This is a genomic window from Streptomyces sp. NBC_01497 (assembly GCF_036250695.1).
In the GTDB taxonomy this organism is placed as follows: Bacteria; Actinomycetota; Actinomycetes; order Streptomycetales; family Streptomycetaceae; genus Streptomyces.
In genome coordinates this window covers 5,284,229-5,308,442 of record NZ_CP109427.1, presented here as the reverse complement: position 1 = coordinate 5,308,442, position 24,214 = coordinate 5,284,229, and the positions used below count along the sequence as shown (strand labels likewise).

Below are 24,214 nucleotides of genomic sequence, written 5' to 3'. Positions count from 1 at the left end.
GGTCCGTTGGTCGTACGACCGGAGGGGCGGGGCGGCTGACAGCCGGCTGGCGCAGCAAGGAGCCGTCCGGTGGGGTCAGCCTGCCCGACCGGCGAGAAGGACGGCCCGGACGGTCTTGCCGCTGGGCGGGTGGGGGACGGTCTCCCAGTGGTCGGCGAGTGCGTCGACGAGCAGCAGGCCGCGCCCACCCGTCCGCAGCGCACCGGTTTCGGCCGCAGCCGGCGGGAGATGCGGATGGTGCTCGCCACAGGCGTCGGTGAGCTCGATGGTCAGCCGGCCGGCTGCCGGGTCGAGGGCGAGCGCGAGCCGGAAGTCGCGGCCGTTCACACGGCCGTGGAGCACAGCATTGGCGGCGAGTTCGCCGACGACGAGTTCGGCACACTCCGCGAGGTCCGGCAGGACGCCCCAGGAATGGAGTTCGGTCACGGTGAGGAGCCGCGCGAGCCGGGCGCCTCTCCGCGTCGACGAGAGCAACTGCGCGAAGGCGCGGGTGGTGGCGGCCTGGGCAGGACGCATGACCTGGTTCATGGCGGCCAGCGTGGCGGCTGAGAGGAGGCCGGCGCGAGTACCGCACCCCGTACGCAGAGTCAGCGTACGAGCGCAGAGTGTGGACAGTACGGACGGTGTTCCATCACGCTGGGTCGCCAGAGCGCGAGGACTGTGACGGGGTGTCACAGGGCGTGGTACGGCGATGGGGGGGCGAGATGGGCACAGCCGGCGGGGAAGCGGCGAGCGGCGAGGCGTGGACGGCGGAGTGCGATGGCCCGGGGGCGGCGCCCACGGCCGTGGAGTGTGAGCGGGAGCCGCACCCGTCGGACAGTCTGCGTACGTTCGGGGCGGTCGTCCAGGCCTTACGCGAACACGCGGGACTCACCCGCGTCGACCTCGGGGAGCGGGTGAGGTTCTCCAAGCACACGGTGGAATCAGTCGAGTTGGGCCGCCGCATGCCGGACGAGGCATTCGTGGAACGCGCGGAGGAGGCCCTCGGCAACACGGGGGCGCTGCGGAGGGCCGCCCGTCACCTCGCCCGGGGCGAGGCGGGCCTGGCGACGTGGTTCCGCCGCTGGGCGCGACTGGAGCGGGAGGCGGTGAGCCTGTGTACGTACGAGAGCCGACTGGTGCCCGGCCTGCTGCAGTCGGAGGCGTACGCGCGGGCGGTGTTCGAGGGCACGATCCCGCTGCGGACCGACGACGAGTTGGAGGCACAACTCGCCGCCCGGATGGAACGGCAGGCGACGATGCGGGAGCGGCCGAAGGTGCCGTTCAGCTTCATTGTCGAGGAGCACGTGTTCCGGCGGCGGTTCGGTGATGCCCAGGCGATGCGGGAGCTGCTCGACCACGTCCTGGAACGCAGCGCTCCGCGCAATGTGACGCTGCAGGTGGTGGCACTGGAGGCGGGGTTGCATGCGTGCCTGGATGGGCCCTTGCAGGTCCTGGAGACCCCTGAGGGGCGCCGCCTCGGCTACTCCGAGGGCCAGGAGAACGGGCGACTCATCTCTGACGCGAAAGAGGTGAGTGTGCTCTGCCAACGCTATGACACACTGCGCTCGCAGGCCCTGGGCCCCAAGGAATCCCAGGATTTCCTGGAGCGATTGCGAGGAGTGCTATGAACAGCGGTGCGCAGGAACTCGTCTGGTTCAAGTCCACCTTCAGCGGCAGCCAGGGCGACAGCTGCGTAGAGATCGCCGTCACTGAACGCGCGGTGCACGTAAGGGACTCCAAGGACCTGACGCGCCCGAACCTCGCCGTTGGCAGGCGGAGCTGGGGACAGTTCCTACGGTTCACGTCGGAGCGCTGAGTGCCTCGGGCGAGCCGTCCGCCGGCTCTTGGATGGGCAGGCGGCACTCTCACGCAAGTTCGCCATCGGGGGCGGTTTGGTGTGTCATCGACAGACCATGATCATCACTCCAACTGTCGCTGGAGCCGTCGTACCGACAGCCCAGCAAAGCGCACGCCCTGGCCGAGGGCCGAAAGGCCGTGGGTTCGTCGGTCGTACGACCGGGGGCGGTACGCACGCGGCGCGGGCCCCCGTCTCCCCGACCTACCGGCCCCCGCTTCCTCGCCTCACCCGGGCACGAAGGTGGGGACGGGCGGGAACACCACATGGTTCGGGCAGTGCACGGCAGCGGCTGCCTTCGCCCCGGCGTGTGCCAGCAGGGCTCGCCGCACGGGCAGGTCGATGGCGCGGTAGCCCGTCGACAGGAGCCCGTCCAGGGAAGGTGCGTTCCCGCTCATCCCGCAGTCGATGCGCAGGCTCTCGGCCGGAAAGGCACCCTGGAGGCTGCTGAACTGCGCGGTCGTTCCTTTCGGGAAACGAGTCCAGGTGGATGCGGAGAAACTCATCCTGACGAGCTGGGCACCACGCCCGTCCTCCAAGGAGCAGACCGTGACACTCTCCTGGTCGTCGCCCGACGTGAGAGCCTCCACCAGATCGGCGTGCTCTCCGGGGTCGCGTTCCTCATAGACCTTCTCCGTATCGACGGATGCCTTGTGCAGCGCTTTAACGGACGCGGGGTCGAAGATCCCTCCGCAGGCCCGCTCCAGCGTGGTAGCCGTACCAGATATGTCTGGATCGCGCTGTTTCTTGTCCTGATCACCGCCGCCGCATGCCGCGAGGCCGACGAGCGCCAGGACAGAGGCCGCCACACCGAGGCCGCGTACGCGCGACTTCTCTCCCCTCCGCTCCCGAGGCACAAGTCCTGCTTTTTCTGCCGCCACGCCGAACACCACGCCCTTTCCTGTCACTTCAGCCGCGGATCGCGCGTGGGGAGCGCTGTCGGCACCGTTACGTCGTTGGTGCAGTGCAGCGCGGGTAGGACCTTGCGCGCGGCCGCGTAGAAGACCTGCGTCTGCGCGCGCATGTCACCGTCAGGCATCACAAGCGAGGCGTGTAGCGTCGCCGGGTACCCGCCAGGCTCGACGTGCCCGGGCCGCCGGCAGTCGATACTCAGCGTGCTGTACCCCGCTTCCGGGGCGACGGCGAACGTCTTGCTGAGCCGTTGGACCCGGCCGTCACGGGAGGGCTTCGAGACGACGGAGTAATCGTCCAGGTCCCAGTAGAACGCCAACCGGATGATCCCGTCGCCCTTCTTGTCCCACAGCCGGCACACATCGTCGTGCCTGGAAGCTCCGGGCCCCTTGAGGAGGTCCTTCGCGGCATCACGGAACGCGTCACCACCATGTCCCACGGGCAACTCATACACGGCCTGGTCCACCTTGCCCGCGCTGTCCGAGGCGCGCCCCAGCAGGTAGTCCTTGGTCTCGGAACTGACGATGCCCCCGCAGACCCGCCCCCAGGAACTGGCCTTACCGTCCGGCTTCGCATCCTCGGGCCCGCCACCACCGCAACCGGCGACCCCGAACAGCAGCCCCCCGAGAGCGGCCAGCGCGGCTAGCCGGGCCCGCGATCCACCGGTCGGTGTCCTCATCCGTCCTCCTTCGCGGCCGCGGCAAGGGCGACCGCGCCACGTGGCAGCCCGTACGGCACGACGGCCCCGACCCGCGTCCGGCTCGCCCGGGCCGGGATCGAGGCCTTTGCACCCACAGTGGACAGCACCGCTACACACACCTTGTCCGCCGTCACCTGCGGCGGCACCTTGGAGCATTCGGCGCCGCCGTGCGCATCGCCGCTTCCGCCCCGGCATCCCGCCACAGCGAATGCCAGTGCCGGAAGCAAGGGGCCGGCTGGCCTGATCCTCACAACCGTTTCCCCTCCCGTTCCTGGGCTGTCTCCACGGAAACATCGTGCCCACGATCCCCGCCTCCGAGTTCAGTGGGGCAACCTGTCTGCGGTCATTACCCCGATGACGATGCGGCTACTGGAACACGCTTGAGAACGGCCGCCTTTGACAACTTGGATCCGTCAACGCAGGCCCAGCGATGCGCAATTCGGTAGGCCACGGAGTGCACCACAGCAAGGTTGGCCTCACGCACCCTCTCTGTCGCTTTCTCTGGCGGATGTAGAGCCTGCACGCCTGCCCCTGCTTCCAACGTGACGGACACCAGGGCGGGGGTAGTCGCAGAGCTGAACTTCAACTTTGGACTGACGCATTTGAAATAAAGCGCCGCAAATCGGCCACTTGCAAGGGCGACGTGACCTTGGTCCAGATACTGAAGCCCTTCCAGATTACGTCGATTCTTGGCCGAAATGTCTGCGGCTTCATCGACATCCGTCTCATCCGTAAATTGTGCGTTGATCTGAAGATAAGGTTCACCCACCGAGTCCGGCTCCTCGATCGAGCAGGCATGCTGGCTCTCCTCTGACGTACTAGCAGTACCGGCAACGTAAGTCTCGGCCAGCACATCGGCAGCCTTATCCGGACTATCCGGATCCCCCGCCGCATAGATTTCCTCACCTGTCAGGAAATCCACAGCACTCGCCGCCTGCCCGGAGAGAGCACCATGACATAGCTCGGCGGCAGAGAAAGCTGAGAGCCGAGACGATTCGGGTTGCTTACCGCCAGAGCAAGCGACCGCCATGAGGGAAATACACAAAGCCACGGAGCCGAGCGCCGCTCCTCTGGCCAAATCGATTCGCATCACATCAATCACCCCGTCTGCGGACGGTTTCCCTCTTGCCGCTCCTCAGAGTTGCCATTATTATATCCCTCGTTGACGGTACTGATCAGCTCCTGTATCACGGAATCCTTCAACGGCAGACCGTGGTTATCCTTGAACAGCTGTAGAGGGACTTGAACGTTCTCCCTACCAGCTGTATAAACAGCGTTCTGCGCCTGATGAATTCGCTCCGTGTGATCATCGCTCCACTTGTCGCTCGAAGCATCCGACCAGTCGCCGACAAGCTGGCCCGCATATTGTTCTACAACACCTTGACCATTCTCCATGGCCAACGGCACCAGCACTGCTGCGACTCCGGCCACAGGCGCGGAAATGGGTAGGAATGCAGCGCCGACACCAATAGCCGCGCCAGTTCCCAGTTCAATCCAGCCGGACTTCTTTTCCATCGCAGAGTTGTAGTCGTCCGCCACCTTACCGCCTTCAGCACCGATCTGATCCGCACGTGACTGGTCAAGGATCCCCTGAATCAGGGCCCCCGTGCGCACTGCCTCGTGAGCGCCGGCTCGATCGATTACGCCATCGCTTCCAACCTGCGCCTCCAGAACAGAGGATGAATAAACGCGACTGGCATCGGACACGGTAGAGTAAGCATCCGGGTGCTGACCAAGCGAGCTGAGGAATTTCCTCGCATTATCTTCACCGAACTCCGCATGCGCGTCCCAATTACCTTTAGGGGCAAAGACACTGCCAGGGTCGTTATTCTGATCGAGCGCCCAGCTCAAATCGTCAACATAACTAGCCCCCATACGGCCGAGACTGTCCGAAAGTGCCGCCTGAGATTTAAGCAGGCCCGCGTCTCCTCCGTAGGTTTGCACGACCTTTTCCATAATGTGGGAGCCCGCAGCACTTCGAACAAGGCTGGCATGTTGATCATCATAAGCATGCCCAAGGGTAGCGGATTCCAAGGCGTGACCGAAAGCATCAGGAATATTATTTACGGACTTCGCCGCCTCGTCGGGGTCGTGCCCGACTATATCCGGGAAGGATTTGTAATCTTTGTTCTCGAAGTAGTCCAGGTAACTGCTTATCTGCTTACCGTCGCCATCGGTAGGAAGTCCCCCCCTCAGCACGCCGTCAGCATTGTAAGTCTGGGGATCTTCTGAGAAGAATTGCTGCGACGCTTCGGGACTGTGCCCCAGCGCCTCAAGCACACTGGTCACCGGATCGTAACCCGCACCGTCCTTACCCGACGGGTTGAACGGGAATTTGTCATACCCAAGGTCACTTTTGGAATCGGCGAACATGTAAGGGTTTTTTGCGTGGAGCTGTACCACATGTTCAGCAATGGGGTTGAGGAACTTTGGATCATAGTTCCCGTACCGCATAATTCCACCAAGCAATTGGTAGCCATACGGACCGTTGTAGTCACCCGCATGAAGAGGAATCCTCTGCGTCCCAAGCTTGCGCATCTCTTCCGACCAATGGTCGGGCCACTGATCCTTCGGTCCGGCCGGGTTCGTCGCAGCCGCCAGCGTAAGACCCATGTCTTTCTGCAACGCCTGGACGTCCTTGAGTCGCTGCTTGTCCTGTTTGGAACCGTCGTAAGTGTCGGTGGAAAGCTCACCGAAAAACTCGAGTGCCTTCTTGGGCCCGCCGATGCCATCGTAGAAGCCCCGTGAGAATTCGCGCGACTTACTGTTGTCCTTGAGGAGTTCGTTCAACTGGAGCAATTGGGTGTGCGTAAGGTCAGCACCCTTGCGTGCGAGCGCGACGGCACGGTGCACCTTTTCGGCGTCGAGGCTGTTGTACACGGGCTTACTGAATTGATGCCTGTCCGAGGTGACATCGGCCTTGAGGGCGTTGGAGGCGGAGATGTCCGCGTCGTCGCACGTCTCCACGATAGCGTCAACCCTCTTCTGCAGGGCTTGAATGCGTGACTGCTGCTTCCCGTACAACTCGGAGAAGTCTGGATCGTGCCGAGCGCCGTTGTTGTCCTCCACCGGATACTGCGCGACGACCTTGCCGTGCGCACCGATCATCAGCCCCTGAGACGGCGCGTCATGGTCGATGAGCTTCTGGAGATCGTCCTTCGCCATCTTGAAGGCGGTGTACGCCTCCGAGATGATCTCGTGAATGCCCTTGGCTTCCTTGGCCGCGTCGCTGAACTCCTTCGCGGTCTTGTCTATGAAGGGCTTGGTGATGTCGGCGTTGCTGCCGACCCAGTACTCGTCCTTCGCCTTGGCCGCCATGGTCGTGTGGGCGGTCGTGGCGAGCGCGGCCAACTTGGTGGCCATCGTCGACCAGTCGTGCATCGCGTTGGCCAACTTGTCGAGCGGAGCGAGGTAGACGTCGTTGTATGTCAGCACGGCTGCTCCGCCCTTACTTGAAGTACGAGTTGATCGTGGACACCCGCATCGACGTCTGGATGTCGGCCTCTTCCTTTTGATGAGACGCCGCGCTGTAGTCCAGGTGGTTCGATATGAGGGCGCACGCCCCAAGCAGAGCGCTGACCTGCGACTTCCAAGTGTCGTGCACGGTCTGCAGAGCTCCACCGGTCAGGAAGCTGCTGACCGTCAGCATCTGCGCCGCCGTCTGCGTGCTGGCCTCCGCGATGTTCCCGTCCGCGGTCAGCGTGTCCTGCAGGCTGTACGCGGCGCTGCCGAGCGCGCCAAGGTGATCCTGATTGACCTGCAGGTCCTTGGCTGACGGCCCGCCGGATCCACCGGGCTCCGGCGCCAGGTGGTTGAGCCTCATACTGACGTTCTGCGCGGCCTGGCCGCGGGCAGACGCCCACTCCTCGTCGAATGACATCGATCCCCCGTTCCCGCATCCCCGTGTTGCCGCACGGCCACGTCGCCGGACGACTGTCATGCACACGGGCATTTTATCGGGTCTTTGTCCTTTCACGGGACCCCAATTGCCATCACTTTTCGGGCTTTCCGTGTCATCCGGGCGCTTTCCGGTGAGTGTCGCCAACGGCCCCGCTCGGGCGTGGCCGACAGAGCTCCGCGAACAGCTTGGAGGCATCGACGAATGAGGCCGGCTGGCTTCCGCCGCCACAAGCTACGAGTCCGGTGACAAGAGTCAATGCGAGTCCGAAGGCGGCGACGCCTCTTACGGAGGAATCGCTCAGCTTCAAGGAGGCCCTGATGTCGGCTGCCGACCCGCCCGCACTCTGCGGCCCATTACGCCCCGCCGGCGGGGGGCCCGCTCTGCCCGCCACTCGGCGGGAGCGGGTACTGCCCGGGGTGTCGTGGAGGTTGCTGCAGCGGATATCCCGGATTCTGCGAGGGATATCCGAGGTTCTGCGGCGGGTAGGACGGCTGCGGTTGCGTCGTGTACGCGTAGGATGGCGGAGCCACGGCTGCGGTCTTACGGCGAGCCCGGGACACGGCGAACGCTGTCGCGCCTGCCACAACGACCACGACGGCCACACCGATCCCGATCCACAGGCCCGTGCTGCCGCCACTACCAGAATCCGACGCGGCGGTCGCGGAGGGGGCGTTGCTCTGCTTGCTGCTGTCACTGCCGCTGTTCGGCTGGGCGCCGGCCGAGGCGGACGGGGACGCGGACTTCTTCTCCGACGCGGCGAGATCGGGCAGCGGATAGACGTCCGCCGGGCCGGGGTCGCCGGGGTTCTTCAACGCCACCAGGGGACGGACGGCCCCGTACCCGATCTGCTCGTTGTGCCGAGGCCCGCTGATCGGGCCACTCGCCGTGTTCAGCAGGACGCGCAGAACCTGGTTGTTGGTCCAGTCAGGGTGCTTGGACCAGAGGAGGGCTGCCGACGCGGAGGTGAGAGCCGTGGCATCACTCGTGCCGCTGCCGCCGCAAAGTTCGGAACCACCAGGACACGCTTTGATGATGTCCTGCGCTGGTGCCGAAATATCGACCTGCGGCCCGGTCTCCGAGAGGGCCAATCGGGACGCCTTGCGATCTAGACCGCCCACACCGACGACACCGGGAGTCCCAGCCGGGTATTCGACTGGATTCCCCTTGTCACCGTCATTGCCAACACCCGCAAAGATGAGCTTGTTCTTGCCAAGGGCATACCGAACAGCAGCATCCAGGTCGGCGCCGTCTCCGTAGGCATCAGCCACTGAAATGCTGATTACCCGGGCCGAGCTGTCTGCTGCATACCTGATGGCCTTGGCCATACTCGTGGAGTACGGCTCTCCGTCCTTCGCAAGTCGCTCATCGGAATAAGGAAAACGGATGGGCAGAATTTTGGCGCCGGGCGCCAGCCCCCACGACCCTTGAACGGGACCGCGCTTGCCGGTTCCTGCGATCAGATCAGCCATTCCCGATCCGTGACCGTCCACGTCGTTGTACTCGTCACCCTTTTGCTTCGAGAAGTCCTTCCCTGGAAGGACTTGCCCCTGCAGATCCGGCAACGACTTGTCCACACCAGAGTCAATCACCGCCACCGTCATGCCCTTACCGGTGGTGATTTTCCAGATCTGGTCGGCCTCCATGGCATCGAGATGCCATTGCTCCCCACGGACCGTGTCAGCAGCCTGCACGGGCGCCGCTGCCGTTCCGAACAGCAGCGCACCCACCCCAGACGTCGCCACTGTCAGAGCCAGCGATCGTCGGTATGTTCTGCGCATCTTCCCTCTGCCCTATCCGGCGGCCTCAGTCGATAACAGGCGGAACAATCCGCCGGTTGCCCTGCTGCCAGGTCTCATCGTCCTCTGTCAGGTAGTCGGGTCGGTCGTCCGCGCCTTCATTTTCGCGGCGCCGGGGGCTCCTGCCACCGGGAGGCGTCCCACCGGAACGGCCGATCTGGCCTGGCTTTCGTCCCGCAGAGTCCTCCGCCTCTCCCGAGCCTCCCCGTACCAGTCCTGTGCCACCCTGCGAGAACGGCCGACTTCCCATTCTTCCCGCCTGGCCGGGCCGTCCCACGACTCCGCCGGGTTCGGAGGCGAGGCGACGCCCGCCGACAAGCCCGTTACGGGCGGCCCCGGTCTCGCTCCCCCCGCCCATACGCATCCCCGGCATGCCACGACCTGTCGTCGGGCGGCTGCTTGCCCCCTCCTCGCCGCCGACAACGGTGCCCCGCGGAAGCCGCGAAGGCGGCTGGCCGTTGGATGACTGAATCGGTCGACCCCCGACGATGCCATTCGGTCTCGGTAGTGCACCGCGGGCGCCCGCAGATGTTCCGCCCTCACTGAACTCACCCGGAAGCGAAAGCCGAGGCAGACGGCCGCCAGAGCCTCCTCCTGGCCTTCCGCCGAAGCTCTCTCCTCCGCGAGTCCCGTTGTAGCTCAACGGGCCGGCACCAGGGCCCCCGAAGGCCGGAGGAAGGAAACCCGAAGCCGGACTCTTCGGGCCGTCTTGCACTGGTGCCTGCCCGAATGATCCCGGTGAACCGGGTGGTGCAGCAGTAGGAGTTACGCTGTCTATTTCCATGTGCGCTTCAGGTAGGCCGTGGTTGCCGCTCACAGGAATCGCGGAATTGCCCGTTACATGGTGTCCGCCGGACGGAATCACATACGACGCAGTGGCCGATTCGCTACTGTCTGCCGGGTGCTTGCCCACGAAAGCAGCGCTACTGCCACCGCCCGGCACTACAGGAGAGGCCTGCCCCGGAGTGGCAACGTGCGGGTGCGGGTCGACCCACCCCGTGCCCAGCTGACTCGCCGGAGGCGGGAACGTAGGTGGCTTCAACGCGTTTATCTGGGTGCCCGCGTGCACATAGGACGTCGTGAGCTTCTGCATCTGTGCCGCCGCGTCGCTGCGAGTTCCCTCGATACGCGACGACGCCAGCATCGCGCTCTTTTCGAAGCTCGGGGAGTCGCTCTTCTTCATGTGCTCGGTCGCCAGGTGCAGGTCGGACTTGGCGCCCGTAGTGAGGGACAGGGCCGGCATATTCGAGTGCGCCTCGACGATGTGGTGCGACACTTCGCCCATCCACTTGCCGGCTGAGTCCGCGTACTCGCCGAGCTTCAGCGTCGCGTTCGCCGTCTGGTTCCCCCACTCCCGGAACGCCTCGCCGCCCTTGCCCTCCCACTCCAGGGCCATCACATGCCCCTTGAGGTCGCCACCGATCTTGTTCACCATCTTGGCGACCGAAGCCAGCTTCTCGGAGAGGTTGCTGACAGTGTGCATGTCCGCCGACTTGAGCAGCGCGTACATCTGCTCGTGCGACATCGAGTCGAAGTCTGTCTTGCCCGCGACCGGCTTGCCGCCCCCGTGTCCGCTCACTTGACACCTCCGCCTGCGCCGAATCCCTGGCTGGTGCTTCTGCCGCTGCTCTTGCCATCGCCCTTGTCGGGCGTCTTGTGATACGGATCCCGGTCCGGGCGGTACTGGGCCTCGATCTCGGAGTTCAGCTTGTGCATACGGGACTTGATGTCGTCGTCCAGGTCGTTGTAGCTCTTGCCCGACGTCTCGATCGCGAGGCTCATGCTCTCGATCTGGAGGCCGAGGACCTTGGACAAGCTCTCCAGCTCGGTGTGGACGCTGTCGTAGGACGCGTAGAGGAACTGGGCCTCGTGGAAGCCCTCACCACCCAGGTGGGCGCGCTGCATGCGGTCCTGGCCGACCCGGGTGGGGGCGGCCTGGGAGCCGTGCAGCTCGGTGAGAAGGCCGTCGACGTCCTTCTTGAAATTCTTCATGTCGGCGAGGTTGCTCATCAGGTCGTTGACCGCGGTCGTGACTCCGCCGATCACGCCGCCGCACCCGACAAGGGCCGCCCCCAGCCCACATATCAACATCCCGGCCCACGCCACCGACCACGCATGCGTGTCCATCACGTCGCCTCGGCGCCGGGGCGGAACGTCGAGTCCGAGGTGAGGCCGGCGTTGCCCACGCACCCAAGCTCCTTGGCCATGACCAGCGAAAGGGAGTGCAGGACGGTCAGATTGGCCTCGCGCACCTTCTCCTCTCCACCCTTGGGGTGGTACCGCCCCTGCCCCTCCGCATTGTTCGTGAGCTGCCCGAGTACGACTGCCGGCTTCTGCTGCGTGCTGCCGTAGAACTTGGGGCTCGCACAATCGAAATACAGATACGCGCGCGCGACACCGACGAGAGCGCGGCGACCCACGTCGTACTTCTTGAGCGTGTCTGCCACCGGTCCATCCGCGGACTCAGAAGTCGTGGTACTGAAGCCGACCGACAGTTCCGCGCTGCCGCCCTTCAGGGTGGTGATTGCGCATGCGGGCTTCGGTATGGGGTTGCCGCCCTCCTTTGGCACCCATTCATTGGACAACGCTGCGGCGACCTTCGGAAGGGTTACGTCAGACAGGTCATTACCGCTCGGCGAGAACTTCTTCGTACCGGTGAGGAACTCCACCGATGCAGCGCCGGCCGACGAGATACGGCCGTCGCACACCTGGGTCGCGGGGATCGTCTTGGCAGCCTCGTCTCCACCACCGCCACAACCGACAAGGCCCGCCGCCAGCCCGCACACCAGAAACGCCGCCCGCGCCATCTGCCACCGGTTCACGCCCATACCTCGCACTCGATGCCGACCCCATGTCATATCAACGACCTCAACCCGTCTCAGGAAGGTTTCCCTGCCGCTGGTCCTGACCGCTCCCGTACTCGTAGCCATGCTGTGTCGCCTGGACAAGCTCCTGGCCGGCCCTCGAGCCCACGTCGACCCCGTGGTGCTTCATGTAAACGTCCATCGGCGCTTCGGCGTTCGATCCCCCGGCTGTATAGACAGCCTTCTCGGCGTCGTGGAGGCTTTTATCATGGTTATCGCTCCAGCTGTCGCTGGAGCCGTCGAACCAGCCATTGGTGATCTGACCAGCAAACTGCTCGACAACGCCTTGACCGTTGTCCATCGCAAGCGGCACCAGGACGGCCGCAGCACCCGCTGCGGGCGCAGAGATCGGCAGAAATGCCGCTCCCGCCCCGACAGCTGCCCCGACACCGAAATCGACCCAGCCCGACCTGGCATCCAGGGCCTTGCCGTAGTCGTCTGCCGCCTTGGCTCCTTCCGCGGCGATCTGCGCCACCCGCGAGTGGTCGAGGGTGCCTTGTACCTGGGCACCAACCCGCATCGCCTCCAGAGCCGGACCCGTTGCCTCGTCCGAGTCAACCCCCTGGGATCCAGTGTGAGATTCAAGCACCGAGCTCGTGTATACGGCTTGGGCACGACCGACATCGGCATAGGCGTCGGGGTGCTGGCCGATGGAACTCAAGAAATTCTGGGCATCGGCTGTACCAAGTTTGATATGTCCCTCGCTACCCACAGGCGGGGCGAAATTGCTGGTGTTGTCCCCGAGATCCGGATGTTCGGCGAGAGCCCAGTCGATGTCATCGATGTACCCCGCCCCCATGTGTCCGATGCTGTCGGACAACGACTCCTGCTTCTTGAGCAGTTCCGCGTCACCGCCGTACTGCGCCACGACCTTTTCCATCACCTTGGCGCCGTCGTCGGTGCGTACCAGCGCCGCGTCCTGGTCGTCGTACGTATGGCCCAGGGTGGCCGACTCCAAGGCGTGGCCAAGGCTGTCATAGCCGTACTTGTTACTCTCACCGCCGTCGACGACATCCTTCGGCCAGTCCCGGTCCTTCGTGAAGTAGTCGAAGGCATCGAGCTTTTTGTTGTCCGTCGTGTCATCGGGCGTCAGGTCGATACTGCTGTTGAAGAATTCTGCAGATGCCTTCGGATTGTGTCCGAGCGACTCCATGAACCCTTCCATCGGGTCACGCCCAATATCAGTTCCGCTCCAGTTCAGATGCGACATGCCGCCGACCGACGACGTCCAGAACATGCTGGGCTTCCCCATGCCGTTCTTCGTCATCTTGTTCTCGGTGACGACGAGGGCATCGCCGTAGTCGTGAAGGAACTTGGAGTCGAAATTCCCGTACCGCATCAGATTGCTCATGACCTGGAAGCCGTAGGGGGAAGTGCCGCGCGTCTGGATCGGCTGAGCACCCGCGTTGATGGTGTCGGTCTTCCACTGGTTCATCGCCGGACTGTCGGAGTGCGTGGCGCTGGCCAGCGTGAGACTCCAGTTCTTCTGGAGTTCCTTGAGCAGGCCCTGGTGGTCGGCGCCGAGCCGCGATCCATCGCTCGGATCACCCATGTCGGCCCAGAAGTCCAGATTCCCCTTCGCACCGACGTCAAGGGCGAACTGCTCGGCGAAGTACTGGTCGCCCTTGTTGTCCGTGAGGTACTTGTTGAGCCGCTTGATCTCGGCGGGAGTCGCATCGTCTCCCTTTGCCACGAGCGCAGCTGCCTTCTTGGCGTCTTCGGCATCCTGAACCTTGGATGCGGCCTTGAGAGAACTGTAGTCGGTCCCCGAGAAGTCGTTCTTGTCCTTGCCCACGAGGGTGCGCAGGGCACGGGACGCGACCTCGTCCGCGTCGTTGGCTCGGTCGACGCCGGCATTGACCGCGGATCTGGTGGCGGCGAACTGCTCTTGGGTGGGCTCGGGCCCGTCGTAATCCTTGGGCCTGCGGTCGGGATGGATCGAATAGCTGACGACACCGTCCGGATCTATTCGTATCCCTTTGGCAGTTGCATCGTCGGCCACCGCTTTGAGGCTTTTTTGGGCCGCCACGAACTCGGTGTGAGCGTCACGCAGAATGTTATGAATGCTACTTGCTTCTGTCTTCGCGTCGCCAAACTCCTTGGCCGTTTTGCGCACAAACTCACGCGTGACTCCGGCGTTCTCTCCGGCCCAATCTGCCTTGTCGGCTTTGGCCCGCATGTCGCCGGCCGACTCTTCAAGCGCGGTGAGCTTCGTGACCGTGGCGTCCCAGTCCTTGACCGCCTCTTTGAGACCGCTCAAGTTCACGTGAAGGATCTGTTCAAATTGCAACACGAATGACCCTCACTTGAAGTGCTTGTTGATCTCGGACATGGAGAAGTTGCTGACCAGGGTCTCTTCGTGATTTTTATGGCTGAATACAGTGTCTTCAAGATGATTATGAATCTGAGCACATGCGCTCAACAGGGTCTCCGCCTGGCTGCGCCAAGTGTCCCAAGCGGCCCAGAGCGCAGATCCTGTGGCAAATCCGTCCGAATTGAGTGCAGTGGCGGCTGTGTCCGTCTTCGCACCGGCATGGAACGCATCGGTCTCAAAGTGGTGAAAGAGCGCTTGTGCGTCATTCCCGATGGACCTGAGCTGAGGCGAAGTGACCTTGTAGTCAGCGGCTCCCCCGCTCCCGTCACCGCCGGCAAGCTCTGGCGCCACATGGTTCAGCTTCATGCCGACGTTCTGTGCAGCCTGACTGCGAGCAGACGCCCACTCGTCATCGAACGACAAGGCTCCCCCATCCGTACACCCCGTGTCGCCGCGCGTCAGGACGCCGCCCAGCCTGTCATGCACCCCAGCATTTTATCGTCTCTTTGTTATTCTGCGGGTCTTCGATTGCCAGAAGAAGTCGGCCTTTAGGCATTATCCGGGCATCACGGAAGCCAACGACCGCACGGCATGCGACTACCGGGCGTTGAGTCCAAGGGCCAACTCCAGTGCTGAAAGCTGAAGTTTGGCTACACACCCCGCCGGACAACTCTCGTCGACGCGTCAAACGCCGTTCGGAGGGGGCGGTTTCTGCCCCCCGCCCTGGGGCGGTGAGTACTGACCCGGATACTGCGGAGGCTGCTGCTGCGGGTACCCCGGCGCCTGCGGCGGGTAGTACGGCTGCGGTTCGGTCGTGTACGCGTACGGAGGCTGCTGCGGCGGAGCGCCTGCGACTGCGGCCTTACGGCGGGCACGGGACACGGCGAACGCCGTAGCACCTGCCACCACGACCACGACGGCCGCACCGATCCCGATCCACAGGCCCGTGCTGCCGCCGCTGCCGGTATCCGACGCGGCGGTCGCAGAGGGGGCATTGCTCTGCTTGTTGCTGTCGCTGCCACTGTTCGGCTGGGCGCCGGCCGAGGCGGACGGGGACGCAGACTTCTTCTCCGACGCAGCGAGATCGGGCAGCGGATAGACGTCCGCCGGGCCGGGGTCGCCGGGGTTCTTCAAGGCCACCAGGGGTCGGACTGCGCCGTAGCCCACCGACTCGTTGTGCCGAGCACCGCCTGCGACACCGCTGGCCGTATTCAGCAGAACCCGCAGGACCTGGTTGTTGGTCCAGTCGGGGTGCTTGGACCAGAGGAGAGCCGCAGAGGCCGACGTCAATGCAGTTGCGTCGCTCGTTCCACTGCCATGACAAAGCTGGCTACCGCCGGGGCATGCCCTTGCGATGTCTTGAGCAGGTGCAGAAATATCTACTTGCGGACCGGTTTCCGACAGTGGGAGTTGCGCCGCCTTACGGTCAAGGCCACCCACGCCAACGACACCTGGAGTCGCAGCCGGATACTCTACTGGGTTTCCCTTTTCGCCATCATTTCCAACACCGGCAAAAATGAGCTTTCCCTTGCCAAGAGCATATTTCACCGCTTGATCCAAGCCCGCACTCTCCCCGTAGGGATCGGCAACGGAAATGTTGATGATCTTGGCTTGTGAGTCAGCCGCATATCTGATGGCCTTCGCCATACTTACCGAATAGGTTTCCGCGCCCTTTGCTGCTTCCTCATCAGCGTAAGGGAAGCGAATCGGCAGAATCTTCGCGCCCGGCGCGAGGCCCCAAGACCCATTCAAGGGTCCGCGCTTTCCTGTTCCCGCGATGAGGTCAGCCATACTGGACCCGTGGCCATCAATATCATTGAACTCGTTCCCTTTTTGCTTGGACAGGTCTTTCCCGGGAAGGACCTGCCCCTGCAAATCAGGCAACGACTTATCGACACCCGAATCGATCACCGCTACCGTTACACCCTCGCCGGTAGTGATCTTCCAGATCTGGTCGGCCTCCATGGCATCAAGGTGCCACTGATCCTCACGCACCGTACCGGCTGCATGCGCTGGCACTACTGCCATGCCAAGGAGCAACGCCCCCACCCCAGACGTCACGGCTGCCCTAAAACCAAGCGATCGTCGGCGTGTTCTGCGCATCTTCCCTCTGACCTATCCGGCGGGCTCAGTCGATGACAGGAGGAACAACCCGCCGGTTGCCCTGCTGCCAGGTCTCATCTTCCTCTGTCAGGTAGTCGGGACGGTCCCTCCCGCCGTCGCCATCGCGCCGCCGTCGAGAGCCGGTTGTCCCGCGCGGCATCGTGCCGGATCGGCCGCCTTGGCCGGACTGTCGTCCGGAAGTTTCCTCGGCTCCTTCGGACTCGCCACGCACTAGCCCGGAACCGCCCTCCGTGAAGGGGCGGGTTCCCAACTTTCCCGGCTGCCCAGGCCTTCCAACCACACCTCCTGTTTCGGAGGCTAGGCGACGGCCACCCACGAGTCCGTTACGGCCTGCCCCAGCCGCGCCCTCGCCGCCCATGCGCATCCCCGATGTTCCTCGGCCCATCGCGGGACGCCCGTTGGCGCCGTTGCCACTTTCCTCGCCACCCACGACCATGCCTCGGGGAAGACGAGCTGTCGGCCTGCCATTGGGTGACTGAACAGGCTTACCGCCCACGATGCCGTTCTCACGGGGCAGCGGAGCGCGCCCAGCCTGCGTGCTTCCGGGGAGTTCGCCGGTGCTGGCGAACCGGGGGAGGCGGCCACCGAACGTCGCACCACTTTGCCGCCCAATGGGCCCCGAATCTCCAAAGCCCTCGTTGAACGCCGGGAGACCGCTTCCCGCTGCCCCGAACGTGGGGGGCAGAACGCCGAATGGAGTCCCAGTCCCCTTCGGCACTTCATTCGTCGTTGGTGGGGCGAATGCAGCGGTGTGAACGGCGGGCTGCGTCAATGGCGGCGCCGTGCTGTCAATCTCCATATGGGCATCCCGTGCGGGCGGCACCGAGACCGGCAATGCGTGCGCACCTCCACCAGGACCGTCGAGCCCTCGACCACCTGAATCTTCCTGAATCGCTTTCGACGCGTCGCCGTCATTCGCAGAGTAGTGCTGCGTCCGGCGGCCGCTGCCAGTGACAACCGGACCAGAAGAGCCACTCGAAGTGCTGTGCGCGTCGTAATGCGTGTTCGGGTCAATCCACTTACTGCCCAACTGATTGGCCGGGGGCGGGAACGTGGGTGGCTTCAGTGCGTTTATCTGGCTGCCCGTGTGCACATACGTCGACGCCAGGATGCGCAACTGGTCCGCCGCATCGCTGCGGGTTCCCTCGATACGCGACGAGGCCAACATCGCGCTCTTTTCGAAGCTCGGGGAGTCGCTCTTCTTCATGCGCTCCGTCGCCAGGTGCAAGTCGGACTGCGCACCCGTGGTAAGGGACAGAGCCGGCATGTTGGCGTGCGCCTGGACGATTCCCTGCGAGACAGGATGCATCAACCTACTTGCCGAGTCGGCGTACTCGGCGAGCTTCAGCGTCGCATTGGCCGTCTGGTTGCCCCACTCGCGGAAGGCGTCGCCGCCCTTGCCCTCCCACCGCAGCGCCCCGACGTGCGCCTTCAGGTGGTCACCGATCGTGGTCACCGTCTTGGCGATCGACGCCAGCTTCTCAGAGAGGTCGTTGACCGAATCCTTGTTCGCCGACTTCAGCAACGCGAACAACTGCGCATGAGACATCGAGTCGAAATCGGTCTCACCCGCTACCGGCTTGCCACCACCTGGCGCGCTCATGCCGTACCTCCCCCGTCCTCGCCGTAACCGCCGCTGCCCGTGTCCTTGGCCTTCGTGTGCGCGTACGGGTCCCGGTCCGGGTGGTACTGCGCCTCGATCTCGGAGTTCAGCTTGTGCATGCGGGACTTGATGTCGTCGTCGAGGTCGTTGTAGCTCTTGCCCGACGTCTCGATCGCGAGGCTCATGCTCTCAATCTGGAGGCCGAGGACCTTGGAGAGGTTTTCCAGCTCGGTGTGCACGCTGTCGTAGGACGCGTAGAGGTACTGGGCCTCGTGGAAGCCCTCACCGCCGAGGTGGGTGCGCTGCATGCGGTCCTGGCCGACCCTGGTCGGGGCGGCCTGGGAGCCGTGGAGCATGACGAGCAGGCCGTCGACGTCCTTCTTGAACTTCTTCATGTCGGCGAGGTCGTTCATCATGTCGTTGACCGCCGACACTGCGGTGTCGATCAGGCCGCTGAACATGTCGCCGAACAGGCCGCCGGATCCGCCGCCGCCCCCCGCTGCTGCCGCTTCCACGACTGTCTCCCCCCGTGCCCGCCGCTGCGCGGATGGTCGTGCGCGCACCGCCATGCTTGTGAATCTGCCGAAGTCGTACGGAACCAGGTTCCCGGTTCACTGTATCGACTGCAAGTGACAGTACGCATCTGAGGGTTACGAGGGCAACGGCGTTCGCGTCACCCTTGTGCCACAGCGGCCTGGGGCCGGATGGGCAGGCGGCCGACCGGGCGGCCCGTCGCCGCTCTGACTGCCGAGGCCACGGCGGCGGGGGATGTCACCACGGAGACGGCGCTGGCGGGCTTGGCGCCGAACGGGGCGACCACATCGCGTTCCTCCACGAGTCGCACGATCTTGACGTCCGGCGCGTCGAGCGATGTCGGCAGGGCGTAGCCCGTCAGGTCGGGGTGGCGGACGAGGCCGTGGCTGGTGCGGAGGTTCTCGGTGAGCGCGGTGCCGATGCCCTGGGTGACGCCTGCTTCGATGCGGGTGCGCAGTTGCGCCGGGTTGAGGATGCGGCCGACGTCCTGGGCGACGGCCATCTCCACGACGCGGATGGTGCCGAGTTCGATGTCGACGTCGACGACCGCGCGGATCGCGCAGAAGGACAGGCCGACGAACGCGTCGCCCTGGCCGGATTCGTCGAGTGGTTCCGTGGGGTGCGGGCGGGACTGGGCGGTGGCCCAGAGTTCCTTGCCGTCGAGGGCCTCGGTCACCGTGGTGGACAGCACGCCGTCGTACGACGTGATCTTGCCGTCCGCGATCTGGAGGAGTTCCGTCGACATGCCGAATTTGTGGGCCAGCGGCTGGAGTAGCTGGGTGCGGACCATCTTGGCGGCGCGTTCGACGGCGCCGCCGGAGACCCAGGTGTGGCGGCCGTGGGTGGCGGGTCCCGCCGGCGGCTGGTCGGTGTCGACGGCGGCGACGTGGACCTCTTCGATGCCGAGCGTCTCCTGGACGATCTGCCGGGCGAGGGTCGAGAACCCCTGGCCGGTGTCTACGGCCGCGCAGATGACGGTGGCCACGCCGTCGTGGACCTTCACGGTCGCGGTGGAGACCTCGTCGGTGCCCTCGGCGCCGAGCATGTGCACCATGCCGAGTCCGTAGCCGACCCCGCGGCGCACCGCGCCGGGTTCGCCGGCGCCTTCGAGGCCGCCGGGCAGCAGCCAGGCCTCCTCCGGGGTGTCCTTGGGGAGGGTGGGCAACGGGAACTCCTGCACGGAGCGCAGCAGTTCGGCGACGGGCGCCGGGCAGGTCACGGTCTGTCCCGTGGGCAGGATGTCGCCGGTGGCGAGGACGTTGCGCAGCCTCAGCTCGGCGGGTTCGACGCCGAGTTTGGCGGCGAGTTTGTCCATCTGGCCCTCGTAGGCGGCGCACACCTGCATGGCGCCTTCGCCGCGTACGTGTCCGGACGGCGGGTTGTTGGTGCGCACGGCCCAGCCCTCGACGAACGCGTGCGGGACGACGTACGGGCCGCAGGCGAACGCCACGGCCGCCGCGAGCGACTCGGACGACTGGTCGGCGTACGCGCCCGCGTCGAGCAGGATCTGCGCCTCCACCTTCACGAGCCGGCCCTCGGTGTCGGCGTGGTGGCGGTAGCGCAGCAGGGTCGGGTGGCGGTGGGCGTGGCCGAGGAAGGACTCCTCGCGGGTCGCCGTCAGTTTCACGGGCCGTCCGGTGCGCAGCGCGAGCAGGCCGAGCGGGATCTGGAATCCGGGGTCCTCGCGGTCGCCGGTGGCGCCGGGCACTCCGGTGACGACCACCTTGACCTGTTCGGGCGGGAGTCCGAAGCAGGCGGCCGCGAGGTCGCGGTCGGTGTGCGGGTCGGTGGAGGCCGTGTAGATCTCCACGCCGCCGTCGGGCCGCGGCACCGCGAGCCCGGCTTCCGCGCCGACGGGCGCCGGGTCCTGCCGCCCGATGCGGTACAGGCCCTCGACGACGACGTCGCCCTGTACCGCGGGGTCGCCGTAGCGCAGGGGGATGTGCCGGATCAGGTTGCCGTCGGGGTGCAACGGCTCGGCGGAGAAGGCCTTTTCGGGGTCGGTGACGGGTTCGAGCACCTCGTACTCGACGGCTACGGCGGCGGCTGCGAGGCGTGCCGCGTCGGGGTGTTCGGCGGCGATGGCGGCGATCGCCTCGCCGTGGTGGCGTACGACGTCGGAGGCGAACACCGGGCGGTCGGCCACCTTGCGCCCGTACGACGGGTCGCCGGGCACGTCGGAGTGGGTCACGACGGCCCGCACGCCGGGCATGCGGGCGGCGGCGGTCGTGTCGATGGAGACGATGCGGGCGTGCGCGTGGGGTGAGCGCAGGATCGCCGCCCACAGCAGGCCCTCGGCCCACAGGTCGGCCGCGTACGGGTAGGTGCCCTCGGTCTTGGCGCGTGCCTCGGCGGCGGGGAGGGAGGCGCCGATGCCGCGCGCGGGCTCCTCGCTCTCGGGCGATGCGGGGGCGGACTCGGTGGCCGGGTCGTCGCTCACGCCATGCCTCCGTCGTTCGCGTGCGGGTGGTTCGGGCCCTGCGGTGCCTGTGCGGCGGCCTGCGTCTGGACTCCGCCTGCGCCGGGGGGTGCCTGGTGCGGGATCCTCGCCGCGTCGGCGGAGGCCGCGCCGGTGGAGCCGTTCGGGGTACCGGCGGAGGTGAAGGCCGACGGGCCCGCGGCGGCGGGGTCCTGGGCGGTGCCGTGCGCGGCCGCCGCCTCGGTGCCCGCCGCACGGGCCGCGGCGACCTCGCCGACGGCCTCCAGGACGCCCCGATAGCCGGAGCAGCGGCAGAGGTTGCCGCTGAGCGCCTGGCGGGTCTCCAGTTCGGAGGGGGCGTGGTTGCCCTCAAGGAGGTCGTGCACGGTCATCGCCATGCCGGGGATGCAGAAACCGCACTGGACGGCACCGCAGGCGGCCAGGGCCCGCTGGACGTCGGACGGTTCGCCGTTCGTCGCGAGGCCCTCGACGGTCCGCACCTCGGAGCCGGCGGTGGTCGCGGCGGGGACCAGGCAGGAGGCCACGAGCCGTCCGTCGACCTGGACGTTGCACGCGCCGCACTCGCCCTGGGAGCAGCCGTCCTTGGCGCCGGCGAGGCCGAGCCGCTCGCGCAGGACGTACAGCAGGGATTCGCCGATCCAGGCGTCGTTGACGGGCCGGTCCTGGCCGTTGACCCGCAACACGTAGGAGAAGCTGGGGTGTTCGATCTCGTCGCGGTCGTGGTCGGCCTGTTCGGCGTGTTCCGCCTCGTCGGCCTGCTCGGCGGCCGTGCGGGGTTCACCCGGGGGGTGCGGTGCCATGACGGGGACGGGCCCGGGGTGCGGGCCGGCGACGGGAGCCGCCAGGGCTTCGTCCTCCGCTCGCGGTTCCGGTTCGGGTCGGGCTGCCGTCTCGGGCCGCGCGGGGGACGCGAATTCCGCGGGTGCGGCGAATTCCTCGGACCCGGCTGCGGTGAATGCGTCGGCTTCCGCGAATTCCCGGGATCTCGCCGGTTCCGCGGATTCCTCCGTTACGGGCTCCGCGGTGCCATGCGCCCCGGAACCCGCTGCCGCCGCTTCGGCTTCCGGGTCGTCGTCCTGCCGCGCCTCGGGAACGCCCGACGGCACGGGGCGGCCGGGCGGGGTCTCGAAGGACCCTTCCTCAGTGGCGTCGGCGCCGGCGTCCTGAACGTCCTCCGAGGCGCTCTCGGTATCCGGGCGCGCGGTCGCGGGGTCTGGTGCGAGGCCGGCGGGCTCGTGCAGGGAGGCGGCGCGCGCCTCGGCCACGGCTTCGGCCGTCGGGGCCCAGCCGTGCTGGACCTCGTCGTGCTGCGGGGGGCCCGGCTCCGGCTCGTACTCCGGTTCCGGTTCTGGTTCCGGTTCGACGGCTGGTTCCGGTGCGGGTTCGGGGGCCCAGGGGGCGCGTGCGCCTCCGGGCAGGGTGGCGGGCGGGACGGCGCCCGCGTTCCACGGCGACGCGGCGAGCGCGGCGCTCAACTCGCCGGACTCGTCGAGGACGTCACCTGTGGCGAGCGGGATGCGCCACTGTCCTGTGCCTTCCACCGGCGCCGGGTGCGCGCCCTGGTCCTGGTCCTCGCCCTGGGCGCGCCCGGGCTCGTGCCCGCCCATCGCCTCGGTGAAGTTCCAGTGGCCCGTCGCGCGCGGGTCGTGCGGCTGCGGGTCATGGGCCTGCGGCACGTGCGGCTGCGGGTCGGCCGTCCGCGGATCGTCCGTGTGCCGGGCCGGCTCGTACGCCTCGTGGACCGGGGCCTCGTGGGCGCGCGGATCATGGCCGTACGGGCCCTGCCCGTAAGGAGCCTGGCCGTAGGGGGCCTGACCGTACGGATCCTGTGCGTACGGGTCCTGGTTCCCGTAGGGCCCCTGCGGGGCTGCCTGGTCGTGGTTGCCGGGCTGGGACGCGTACGGGTCCTGGCCGTAGGCACCGGTGTAGTGCTGCTGCCCCGCCGCCTCGGCCTGCGGGTCCGGCAGGCCCCAGGTCCCCGCGACCGACGGGTCGGGTTGCAGCGGTGTGATCATGGGCGGCACATACCCGTGGCCGGGCGCGGCGAGCGGGGCGTCCCGGTCGTCCTCGGGGGGCAGCTGGACGAACGCGGTGGCCTCCGCGTCGTACTCACCGCCGTGCGGCACCGGTTGCCACATGCCCTGGCCGTTCTGGGCGTCCTGCCCCGGCTCGGGCCAGTCCTCGGTGCTCTGCCCCTGCGCGGGCCAGTCCTCGGCACCGCGGTTCGGCTCCGGCCAGTCGTCGGCGCCGCGCGTGCCGCGCCCGCCGCCTGTTTCGTTGTCGGTCACGAGAGCGCCCTCCCCAGTGCTCGCCGGGCCAGCGTGGAGACAGTACGCCGCAGATGCTGCACGGCGGGCGAGGGCCCCGGTGCCTCTCCCCCGTCCGCGGGTGGCAGCGGGTCGGGCACGCAGGCCGCCGCGACGTACTCCCCGAAGGCCGTCAGCGCCTCCTGCGTCAGCCCCCGCGCGCCGTCCCAGTCGATGAGCGACGCGATCCACTGCTCGGCCTCCAACGGCCGCAGCGGCATCGGCGCGACGGCGCCCACCGCGCAGCGCACCCCGCGCCGCGCCGGGTCGAGCACGACGGCGACGGACGTGGTGGCGCGGCCGGGGCCGGTGCGCCCCGTCGCCTTCAGAAAGACCTGGGGGGCGTGCAGCAGCGGTACCCGGACGAAGCCAATCAGTTCGGCGGGCGCGAGCATCTCGCGGCCCGCGAGCAGGTGGGTCACCGGGATCTCGCGGCGTGCGCCGTCGGGGCCCGCGACCACCAGGTCGGCCTCCAGCGCGGCGAGGACGGGCAGCGTGTCGCCGGTGGCGGCCGCGGTCGCGATGTTGCCGCCGAGCGTTCCGGCGTTGCGGATCTGCGGGGGACCCGCGGCGCGCGCGGAGGCGGCGAGCGCCGGGATGAGCGCGGCGAAGTCGGGGCGGCCCATGCGCGCGTGCGTGAGGCCCGCGCCGAGCAGGGCGTGGCCGTCCTGGTAGTGCCAGCCGCGCAGTTCGCTCATCCGGCCGAGCCCGACGAGCGCGGCGGGCCTCAACAGGCCCCTGTTGACGGACGCCATGAGGTCCGTCCCACCTGCGACAGGCACGGCGGCGGGCATCGCCTCGAGCGCCGCCACGGCCTCGTCGAGCGAGGCCGGCAGCGTCACGGACTGTGCTGTCTGCGGTGCGTGCGTGGTCAACCCAGCTG

General features: G+C 66.6%; 20 protein-coding genes. 2 read left to right on the top strand and 18 right to left on the bottom strand.

Features of this window, described 5'->3' with window-relative positions:
- Positions 1–75: 75 nt before the first annotated feature.
- The gene (locus OG310_RS22330) at positions 76–528 is read right to left on the bottom strand and encodes an ATP-binding protein (protein ID WP_329457641.1); all 453 of its coding nucleotides are present in this window, start codon (positions 526–528) and stop codon (positions 76–78) included.
- A 176-nt stretch (positions 529–704) separates the two neighbouring features.
- On the opposite strand from OG310_RS22330, the gene OG310_RS22325 reads away from it, so the two are divergent.
- Together OG310_RS22325 and OG310_RS22320 are read left to right on the top strand one after the other, a co-directional pair.
- Entirely contained in the window at positions 705–1,610 is a 906-nt protein-coding gene (locus OG310_RS22325; protein ID WP_329457640.1) for a helix-turn-helix domain-containing protein, read from the top strand.
- Positions 1,607–1,798: a DUF397 domain-containing protein gene (locus tag OG310_RS22320; protein WP_329457639.1), complete on the top strand. Its 192-nt coding sequence runs from the start codon at positions 1,607–1,609 to the stop codon at positions 1,796–1,798. The genes OG310_RS22325 and OG310_RS22320 overlap by 4 nt, the downstream gene beginning before the upstream one ends.
- A 266-nt stretch (positions 1,799–2,064) precedes the next feature.
- Here the strand turns inward: OG310_RS22320 and OG310_RS22315 are convergent, their stop codons facing one another.
- The 17 genes from OG310_RS22315 to OG310_RS22235 all read right to left on the bottom strand — a co-directional run bounded on the left by OG310_RS22315 (position 2,065) and on the right by OG310_RS22235 (position 24,206).
- The gene (locus tag OG310_RS22315) at positions 2,065–2,730 is read right to left on the bottom strand and encodes a hypothetical protein (RefSeq protein ID WP_329457638.1); all 666 of its coding nucleotides are present in this window, start codon (positions 2,728–2,730) and stop codon (positions 2,065–2,067) included.
- A gap of 11 nt (positions 2,731–2,741) precedes the next feature.
- Positions 2,742–3,428: a hypothetical protein gene (locus tag OG310_RS22310; RefSeq protein ID WP_329457637.1), complete on the bottom strand. Its 687-nt coding sequence runs from the start codon at positions 3,426–3,428 to the stop codon at positions 2,742–2,744.
- A 367-nt stretch (positions 3,429–3,795) separates the two neighbouring features.
- The gene (locus OG310_RS22305) at positions 3,796–4,551 is read right to left on the bottom strand and encodes a hypothetical protein (RefSeq protein WP_329457636.1); all 756 of its coding nucleotides are present in this window, start codon (positions 4,549–4,551) and stop codon (positions 3,796–3,798) included.
- Positions 4,548–6,884 (bottom strand): hypothetical protein, encoded by a 2,337-nt coding sequence (locus OG310_RS22300; protein WP_329457635.1) that lies wholly within the window; start codon positions 6,882–6,884, stop codon positions 4,548–4,550. The genes OG310_RS22305 and OG310_RS22300 overlap by 4 nt, the downstream gene beginning before the upstream one ends.
- A gap of 13 nt (positions 6,885–6,897) precedes the next feature.
- The gene (locus OG310_RS22295) at positions 6,898–7,329 is read right to left on the bottom strand and encodes a hypothetical protein (protein ID WP_329457634.1); all 432 of its coding nucleotides are present in this window, start codon (positions 7,327–7,329) and stop codon (positions 6,898–6,900) included.
- Positions 7,330–7,703: 374 nt separating this feature from the next.
- Entirely contained in the window at positions 7,704–9,077 is a 1,374-nt protein-coding gene (gene mycP, locus OG310_RS22290) for a type VII secretion-associated serine protease mycosin (RefSeq protein ID WP_329457633.1), read from the bottom strand.
- A gap of 76 nt (positions 9,078–9,153) precedes the next feature.
- Positions 9,154–10,725: a hypothetical protein gene (locus OG310_RS22285; RefSeq protein ID WP_329457632.1), complete on the bottom strand. Its 1,572-nt coding sequence runs from the start codon at positions 10,723–10,725 to the stop codon at positions 9,154–9,156.
- Positions 10,722–11,192 carry a hypothetical protein gene (locus OG310_RS22280; protein WP_329457631.1) on the bottom strand — a complete coding sequence of 157 codons (471 nt, stop codon included), beginning with the start codon at positions 11,190–11,192 and terminating at the stop codon, positions 10,722–10,724. Before OG310_RS22280 ends, OG310_RS22285 begins: the two co-directional genes overlap by 4 nt.
- Before the next feature lie 80 nt (positions 11,193–11,272).
- Complete coding sequence (locus OG310_RS22275) at positions 11,273–11,968, bottom strand: hypothetical protein (protein WP_329457630.1); 696 nt, start codon at positions 11,966–11,968, stop codon at positions 11,273–11,275.
- 46 nt (positions 11,969–12,014) lie between these two features.
- Positions 12,015–14,303, bottom strand: coding sequence for a hypothetical protein (locus OG310_RS22270; RefSeq protein ID WP_329457629.1), 2,289 nt, complete (start codon positions 14,301–14,303; stop codon positions 12,015–12,017).
- A gap of 9 nt (positions 14,304–14,312) precedes the next feature.
- Positions 14,313–14,810, bottom strand: coding sequence for a hypothetical protein (locus tag OG310_RS22265; RefSeq protein ID WP_329457628.1), 498 nt, complete (start codon positions 14,808–14,810; stop codon positions 14,313–14,315).
- Positions 14,811–15,008: 198 nt separating this feature from the next.
- A complete protein-coding gene (mycP, locus tag OG310_RS22260) occupies positions 15,009–16,289 on the bottom strand; it encodes a type VII secretion-associated serine protease mycosin (RefSeq protein ID WP_329457627.1) in 1,281 nt (426 codons plus the stop codon).
- Between the two features lie 163 nt (positions 16,290–16,452).
- Positions 16,453–18,051: a WXG100 family type VII secretion target gene (locus tag OG310_RS22255; protein WP_329457626.1), complete on the bottom strand. Its 1,599-nt coding sequence runs from the start codon at positions 18,049–18,051 to the stop codon at positions 16,453–16,455.
- A complete protein-coding gene (locus OG310_RS22250) occupies positions 18,048–18,566 on the bottom strand; it encodes a hypothetical protein (protein ID WP_329457625.1) in 519 nt (172 codons plus the stop codon). The genes OG310_RS22255 and OG310_RS22250 overlap by 4 nt, the downstream gene beginning before the upstream one ends.
- A gap of 158 nt (positions 18,567–18,724) precedes the next feature.
- Positions 18,725–21,025 (bottom strand): xanthine dehydrogenase family protein molybdopterin-binding subunit, encoded by a 2,301-nt coding sequence (locus tag OG310_RS22245; RefSeq protein WP_329457624.1) that lies wholly within the window; start codon positions 21,023–21,025, stop codon positions 18,725–18,727.
- Positions 21,022–23,313, bottom strand: coding sequence for a (2Fe-2S)-binding protein (locus OG310_RS22240; protein ID WP_329457623.1), 2,292 nt, complete (start codon positions 23,311–23,313; stop codon positions 21,022–21,024). The genes OG310_RS22245 and OG310_RS22240 overlap by 4 nt, the downstream gene beginning before the upstream one ends.
- Positions 23,310–24,206 carry an FAD binding domain-containing protein gene (locus OG310_RS22235; RefSeq protein ID WP_329457622.1) on the bottom strand — a complete coding sequence of 299 codons (897 nt, stop codon included), beginning with the start codon at positions 24,204–24,206 and terminating at the stop codon, positions 23,310–23,312. The genes OG310_RS22240 and OG310_RS22235 overlap by 4 nt, the downstream gene beginning before the upstream one ends.
- Positions 24,207–24,214 lie beyond the last annotated feature (8 nt).

Coding starts and splice junctions, on each gene's coding strand:
- OG310_RS22330 (WP_329457641.1), bottom strand. CDS start 528: ATGAACCAGGTCATGCGTCCTGCCCAGGCCGCCACCACCCGCGCCTTC.
- OG310_RS22325 (WP_329457640.1), top strand. CDS start 705: ATGGGCACAGCCGGCGGGGAAGCGGCGAGCGGCGAGGCGTGGACGGCG.
- OG310_RS22320 (WP_329457639.1), top strand. CDS start 1,607: ATGAACAGCGGTGCGCAGGAACTCGTCTGGTTCAAGTCCACCTTCAGC.
- OG310_RS22310 (WP_329457637.1), bottom strand. CDS start 3,428: ATGAGGACACCGACCGGTGGATCGCGGGCCCGGCTAGCCGCGCTGGCC.
- OG310_RS22295 (WP_329457634.1), bottom strand. CDS start 7,329: ATGTCATTCGACGAGGAGTGGGCGTCTGCCCGCGGCCAGGCCGCGCAG.
- mycP (WP_329457627.1), bottom strand. CDS start 16,289: ATGGAGGCCGACCAGATCTGGAAGATCACTACCGGCGAGGGTGTAACG.
- OG310_RS22255 (WP_329457626.1), bottom strand. CDS start 18,051: ATGAGCGCGCCAGGTGGTGGCAAGCCGGTAGCGGGTGAGACCGATTTC.